Here is a 6,311-nt window from a genome sequence, read left to right on the forward strand (position 1 = left end):
GGATGTCTAAGCTCATGCGTACCCTCCACTGAAGGAACCCACGTGAGCACGATCACAGCACTCGACACCTACGACGTCCGCTTTCCGACCTCGACCATGCTCGATGGGTCGGACGCGATGAACCCGGACCCCGACTATTCGGCCGCTTACCTGCGCATCGTCACCGACAGCGACGACGGCCTCGCCGGTCACGGCTTCGTGTTCACCATCGGGCGGGGCAACGATGTCGAGGTGGCTGCGATCCGGGCGCTCGAAGGTCACCTGCTCGGACGCGACGTGGAGGAACTGCTCGACGACATGGGGACGACCTGGCGCGATCTCGTCTACGACTCCCAGTTGCGCTGGCTCGGACCCGAGAAGGGTGTCATGCACATGGCCATCGGGGCCGTCGTCAACGCGCTCTGGGACCTCAAGGCGAAGCGGGCCGGTCTGCCCCTGTGGGAGCTCCTCGCGGCGATGACGCCGGAGGAGATCGTGTCGCTCGTCGACTTTCGCTACCTGACCGACGCACTCACCCCTGCGGATGCCCTCGGGGTCCTGCGCGCAGCCGTGCCGGGCCGGGATGCGCGCCGCGCGGAACTGCTCGCTACGGGCTATCCGGCCTACACGACCACGCCCGGCTGGCTCGGGTATGACGACGCCAAACTGGACCGGCTGTGCCGGGAGGCCGTCGCCGACGGGTTCGCGCAGATCAAGCTCAAGGTCGGAGCGGATCGGGCCGATGACGTTCGTCGCCTCAGCATCGCTCGCGCGGCGATCGGCCCCGGCATCCGGCTGGCGGTCGACGCGAACCAGCGGTGGGATGTGGCGGAGGCGATCGACTGGATCGCCGACCTCGCACCCTTCGACCTCGCCTGGGTGGAGGAGCCCACGAACCCGGACGACATTCTGGCGCACGCTGCGATCGCTCGCGGGATCGCGCCGATCCCGGTGGCCACCGGCGAGCACGGCGCGAACCGTGTGATGTTCAAACAGTTCCTGCAGGCGGACGCGCTCCGTGTGCTCCAGATCGATGCGAGCCGGGTCGCCGGCGTCAATGAGAACATCGCGATTCTGCTACTCGCAGCGAAATTCGGCGTGCGCGTCTGCCCGCATGCCGGTGGAGTCGGCCTGTGCGAGGTCGTCCAGCATCTGTCGATGTTCGACTTCCTGGCGGTTTCGGGCACCAGCACGGACAGGATGATCGAGTTCGTCGATCACCTGCACGAGCACTTCGTCGTCCCGGTCGACGTTCACGACGGGCGGTACTGGCCGCCGGCGATGCCCGGGTCCGGCGCTGAGATGCACGAGGCATCGATCGCCGAATTCGACTGGGGCGTCCGTGTCTGAAGCCGTTCTCCGCCGTCCCCGCCGTGCACCGGCACTCGCATTCGGTCCGCTTTCCTTCGGCGGTGGGAACCTGGGCAACCTCTTTCGCGCCATGAGCGACGACGATGCTCACGCGATGCTCGAGGTCGCCTGGGAGGCGGGCATCCGCTCCTTCGACACAGCACCGCACTATGGCCTGGGGCTGTCGGAACGCAGGCTGGGCGCGTTCCTCGCTACGAAGCCGCGTGACGAATTCGTCGTGTCGACCAAGGTCGGGCGGTTGCTCATCGACAACCCGGGAGGTGGCGGCGGATACGACGACGAGAACGCGTTCGCTGTCCCGGACGACCTGAAACGCGTCTGGGATTTCAGTGCCGACGGCGTGCGCCGCAGCCTCGAAGACTCCCTCGTCCGTCTCGGTCTCGACCGTGTCGATGTGCTGTATCTTCACGACCCGGACGAGTTCGATCTCGAATCGGCGATCGCTGACGGCCTGCCCGCTGCTGCGGCGCTTCGCGACGAAGGCCTCGTGCGAGCCGTCGGCGTCGGCTCGAAGTCCGTGGACGCGCTCCTCGCGGGCCTGCGAACCGACGCACTCGACCTGCTGATGATCGCCGGCCGCTACACCCTTCTCGAGCAACCGGCACTGGAGGACGTGATTCCCGAGGCGGCCGAACGCGGGATCGGCATCGTCAATGCGGCCGTCTTCAATTCGGGTCTGCTCGCGCGAAGCGTGCCCGACACTTCGTCCCACTACGAGTACGGGACTGCGCCCTCCGCCGTGCTCGAGCGGGCGCGTGCGATCGCCGCCGTGTGCACTGAGCACGACGTGGAACTGCCGGCCGCCGCGTTGCAGTACACCCCGCGAAACCCGGCCGTTCGCACCGTCGTCGCCGGTGCCGCTTCCGCCGCGCAGCTCCAACAGACGGTGGAGCGCATGGGCGCGACGATCCCCGAAGCGCTGTGGACCGACCTTCGCGACCGGGATCTGATCCCGTGACGCTCGCATCCTCGCGCCGCATCGATGCGCACCTTCATCTGTGGGATCTCGACGCCGGCGAATACGCCTGGCTCACGCCCGAGCACGGCGCGCTGTACTCGACCTTCACAGCCGAACAAGCGAGAGCCGAACTCGACGCTGCCGGAGTCGAGTCGGCGATCCTGGTGCAGGCGGAGGACACGCTCCGCGACACCGGCTACTTGCTCGGTGTGGCGGAGAAGAACCCGTGGGTCGCCGGCGTGGTGGGCTGGGTGCCGCTCGACGAACCGCGGGCGGCCGAGGCGGCGCTCGATCGCTGGGGTGAGCATCCGGCATTTCGTGGCGTTCGGCATCTGGTGCACGACGACCCCCGAACCGACTTCCTCGAACTCGCCGAGGTCAGATCATCGCTGGCGTCGCTGGCGCGCCGGGGGCTGGTCTTCGAGGTTCCGGATGCGTGGCCCGCCCACCTCGACCAAGCCGGCGACGTGGCGCGCGCCCTCCCCGAGCTCACCGTCGTGGTGGATCACCTGGCTAAGCCGCCGGTGGGTAGTGATGCGTTCGGCGCGTGGCATTCGTCATTCGATGCCGTCGCCGCACTTCCGAACACCGTGGCGAAGGTGTCAGGGCTGACCCTTCCCGGTGTGCCGTTCACGGCGGAGGCTCTGAGACCAGCGTGGGATGCGGCTCTCGAGCTGTTCGGGCCGTCGCGCCTGATGTACGGAGGGGACTGGCCGATCACGGTGCGATTCGGGGGATACCAGCGCGCGTGGGCCGTCTACGCGGAATGGATCGGCGAGCTCAGTGCCGCCGAGCAGGAGCACATCCTGTGGAACACCGCCGTGAGGACCTATTCGCTCGGCGATCCGGTATCCGGTTGGGAGAGTTCGCAATGCTGAGCGGGATCGACCCGATCCTCACGGGCGCTTTGCTTGCACATCTGGACGCGATGGGGCATTCGGACGCGGTGGTCGTCGCTGACGCCCACTTTCCAGCGGCGCGGCTCGGCGCTCGCGTCGTCGATACCCCCGGCCTCGGCTCGCCTCAGGTTCTCGCGGCGCTCCGCCGCGTGCTCCCTCTTGACGATGCGCCCGCCCTGGACCTGATGCGCTCGGCCGATGGAGCCACACTCACCGTGCAGCACGAACTCATCGCCGCCGCACGGGCCGGCGATGGCGACGTGCGGTTCGTCGAACGGCGCGCCTTCTACGATCTCGCCGCCGAGGCATTCCTCATCATCCGGACCGGGGAGACACGGACCTACGGAAATGCGCTGCTCCGTAAAGGCCTGGTCATCGCTGAATCAGCGACGTGATGTCAGAGCGCTTTGCGCAGCCACGATTCGACCCCGTCGATGTGCACCGTCACCAGAGCCCTCGCGAGTTCGGCGTCTCTGCGTTCGAGCGCATCCACGATCGCGTGGTGCTCCGTCAATGTACGTTCAACGGCATTCTCCTGGGTCAGGCCGCGCCAGATCCGTGCACGAACGGTCCCGCTCGAGAGACCATGGATCAGGCTCGCGAGATATGCATTGCCCGACGATTCGCTGATGAGCTCGTGGAAGGCCAGGTCGTGTGCGACCAAGCCCTCGATGCTGGTCGAAACGTCGACGGCGTTCACCTCTGACCGGAGCGCAGCCACTGCGCCGTCCGTCATCGCGGCGGCCGCGAGAGCCGCAGCGGCCGGTTCGAGGATGCGACGCACCGCGAAGATCTCGAGAACAGACGAATCGTCGTGCAGGTCGACGACGAACGACATGGCCTCCAGCAGGAGCTGGGGCTCGAGACTCGTGACATAGGTTCCATCGCCGCGCCGCACGTCGAGCACACGGATCACCTCGAGGGCTTTGACGGCTTCGCGCAGGGAACTGCGAGAGAGACCGAGTCGCTCACTGAGCTCCTGCTCGCGCGGGAGCCGGTCGCCGGGAGCAAGCTCGCCGGAGAGGATCATGTTCTTGATCTTGAGGATCGCCTCGTCGGTGACTGCCACGCGCCCAGCCTAATGGTCGGATGTTTCAGCGAGCCGCTCCCACTCTCGTCGCTCCGCCTAGTCTTGACCCATGGCGGACGAGACCCGGTTCCACAGCGCCGCAGAGGCGGCGAACGATCCACGCGTTCTGGCGTTCGGTCGCCTGCTCGGTGCCGCCAACCGACTCGAGTTCCTCTTGGGACGTGATCTGGAGGAGCGGCTCGGGCTCCCGCACGTCATGTACGAACTGCTCCTGCTCGTGGGGAGGGCGGGCGAGGAGGGACTGCCCATTCGCGAGATAGCCCAAGCCCGCGTGCTCACCTCCGGGGGCGCGACCAGACTGGTCCAGCGCGCGTTGGCCCAGGGGCTGGTGACACGTACCCACTCCGCACGTGATGCACGGGTGCAGCTCATCCATCTCACGCCCGTCGGTGCACGGACAGTCACCGAGGCCAGCAATGTGCACGTGCGCAACATCGAACGCCACCTTGTGGAGGTTCTCGGCGATGACGAGATGGCGTCGTTCTCGACCATGATCCGGAAGCTCAGCGAGAGCGCAGCGCGGTCGCTCCCGGTGATGCCGTAAGACGCGGAGAAAATCGCTCCTTGGGGAATAGCTGACTAGTCAGCTATGTTGAGTGCGATGCGGACCACCCGGTCCGCGCCGGACCTCTGTTGCCCGGGCACTTGTTGAAAGGGCTTTCCCCATGCCGTTGAATTTTGATGTGTTCGACCTCGACTTTCCCGCGGGGTCGAAGAACAAGTCGGCCGTCCTTGTCTCGAACGAATCCGAAGCGGTGCTGATCGATGCCGGCTTCACCCGGGCAGACGGGCACCGACTCGTCGCTGCGATCCTCGACTCCGGCAAGAAGCTGACGACCGTGTTCGTCAGCCACGCCGACCCCGACTTCTACTTCGGCTTGGAGGTCATCGCCGACGCGTTCCCCGCAGCGACGCTCGTTGCCACGCCGCTGGTGATCGAACACATCCGCGCATCCTTCGAGGGCAAGCTCGTGGCGTGGGCGGCACTCGGCCAGAACCTCCCCACGCGGCTCGTCGACCTGGAACCGTTCACGGGCGACGCCCTCGCCATCGGAGGTGACAGGTTGGAGCTGCACGGCGGCTCGGAGCTGCTCCCGGACCGTCACTATCTGTGGCACGCGCCATCCCGCAGCATCCTCGGCGGCGTCCTCCTGTTCCAGGACGAGCATGTGTGGACCGCGGACACCGCCACTCCCGAGCTTCGGGCGGACTGGGCCGGCACGCTCGAGCAGATGGCCGCCCGAGAGCCGGCGCTGGTCGTCGCCGGCCACCGCCAGCCTGCCAGCGCGAACGACGCCACGGCGATCGCCTACACGCGCGACTACCTGCTCGCTTTCGAGGACCTTCTGGCACAGTCCAGCGACGGTGCGTCGGTCACGGAGGCCCTCGTGCAGCGTTACCCCGGATCCGGGATGCTGATCGCCGCGCAGATCGGACCCAAGGTGGCCAAGGGAGAGATGACATGGGGCTGAGCCAGAACCCGACGGGCGATACGTCGGCGGAATCACGTGACGTCGTCCGGCGCCAGTACCTCGCCTCCGCGGCCGGCGATCTCGAGGCCCTGCGCGCGACGCTAGCGCCCGATGTGGAGTGGACGGAGATGGCCGGCTTTCCCCTCGCCGGCACCTATCGCACCCCCGAGGGCGTGACTTCCAACGTGATGGAGAAGCTCGGGGAGGGCTGGCAGGACTGGACCGCACACGACGACACCTACATCGTCGACGGTGAGAACGTCGTCGTCCTCGCCCGGTACACCGCCATCCACCGGACCACGCGGAAACCGCTGAACGTTCGCGTCGCGCACCACTTCGTCGTGCGCGCGGGGCTGATCGTGCGGTTCGAACAGTTCGTCGACACCGCGAAAGTGCTCGAAGCCGCCACGACCTGACCGCGAACTCGATGGCACCGTCTGGTCGGAGGCGCTTCCCCACCGCGCCACGGTGACGGATGCGGCGGACGGCAGCGAGGTCGGGGTGGTGGACGACCTGGCGAGCTTCCCGCTGAGCGTCCCCGC

General features: G+C 67.2%; 8 protein-coding genes. 7 read left to right on the forward strand and 1 reads right to left on the reverse strand.

The window, feature by feature from the left end:
• The first annotated feature begins 42 nt into the window (after positions 1-42).
• Genes ACPYOG_RS09260 through ACPYOG_RS09275 form a run of 4 tightly spaced genes read left to right on the forward strand, consistent with a single transcriptional unit; the run spans position 43 to position 3,602 of the window.
• Positions 43-1,329: an enolase C-terminal domain-like protein gene (locus ACPYOG_RS09260; RefSeq protein ID WP_481293946.1), complete on the forward strand. Its 1,287-nt coding sequence runs from the start codon at positions 43-45 to the stop codon at positions 1,327-1,329.
• Positions 1,322-2,308: an aldo/keto reductase gene (locus ACPYOG_RS09265; RefSeq protein WP_481293947.1), complete on the forward strand. Its 987-nt coding sequence runs from the start codon at positions 1,322-1,324 to the stop codon at positions 2,306-2,308. Before ACPYOG_RS09260 ends, ACPYOG_RS09265 begins: the two co-directional genes overlap by 8 nt.
• Positions 2,305-3,186, forward strand: coding sequence for an amidohydrolase family protein (locus ACPYOG_RS09270; protein WP_481293948.1), 882 nt, complete (start codon positions 2,305-2,307; stop codon positions 3,184-3,186). Before ACPYOG_RS09265 ends, ACPYOG_RS09270 begins: the two co-directional genes overlap by 4 nt.
• Entirely contained in the window at positions 3,180-3,602 is a 423-nt protein-coding gene (locus tag ACPYOG_RS09275) for an RbsD/FucU family protein (protein ID WP_481293949.1), read from the forward strand. Before ACPYOG_RS09270 ends, ACPYOG_RS09275 begins: the two co-directional genes overlap by 7 nt.
• A gap of 2 nt (positions 3,603-3,604) precedes the next feature.
• Here the strand turns inward: ACPYOG_RS09275 and ACPYOG_RS09280 are convergent, their stop codons facing one another.
• A complete protein-coding gene (locus ACPYOG_RS09280; protein ID WP_481293950.1) occupies positions 3,605-4,276 on the reverse strand; it encodes a FadR/GntR family transcriptional regulator in 672 nt (223 codons plus the stop codon).
• Positions 4,277-4,346: 70 nt separating this feature from the next.
• On the opposite strand from ACPYOG_RS09280, the gene ACPYOG_RS09285 reads away from it, so the two are divergent.
• The 3 genes from ACPYOG_RS09285 to ACPYOG_RS09295 all read left to right on the forward strand — a co-directional run bounded on the left by ACPYOG_RS09285 (position 4,347) and on the right by ACPYOG_RS09295 (position 6,185).
• Complete coding sequence (locus tag ACPYOG_RS09285) at positions 4,347-4,841, forward strand: MarR family winged helix-turn-helix transcriptional regulator (protein ID WP_481293951.1); 495 nt, start codon at positions 4,347-4,349, stop codon at positions 4,839-4,841.
• A gap of 139 nt (positions 4,842-4,980) precedes the next feature.
• Positions 4,981-5,769, forward strand: coding sequence for an MBL fold metallo-hydrolase (locus tag ACPYOG_RS09290; RefSeq protein WP_481293952.1), 789 nt, complete (start codon positions 4,981-4,983; stop codon positions 5,767-5,769).
• Positions 5,760-6,185 carry a nuclear transport factor 2 family protein gene (locus ACPYOG_RS09295; protein ID WP_481293953.1) on the forward strand — a complete coding sequence of 142 codons (426 nt, stop codon included), beginning with the start codon at positions 5,760-5,762 and terminating at the stop codon, positions 6,183-6,185. The genes ACPYOG_RS09290 and ACPYOG_RS09295 overlap by 10 nt, the downstream gene beginning before the upstream one ends.
• Positions 6,186-6,311 lie beyond the last annotated feature (126 nt).

Source organism: Leifsonia sp. HAY1-4F (assembly GCF_056755275.1).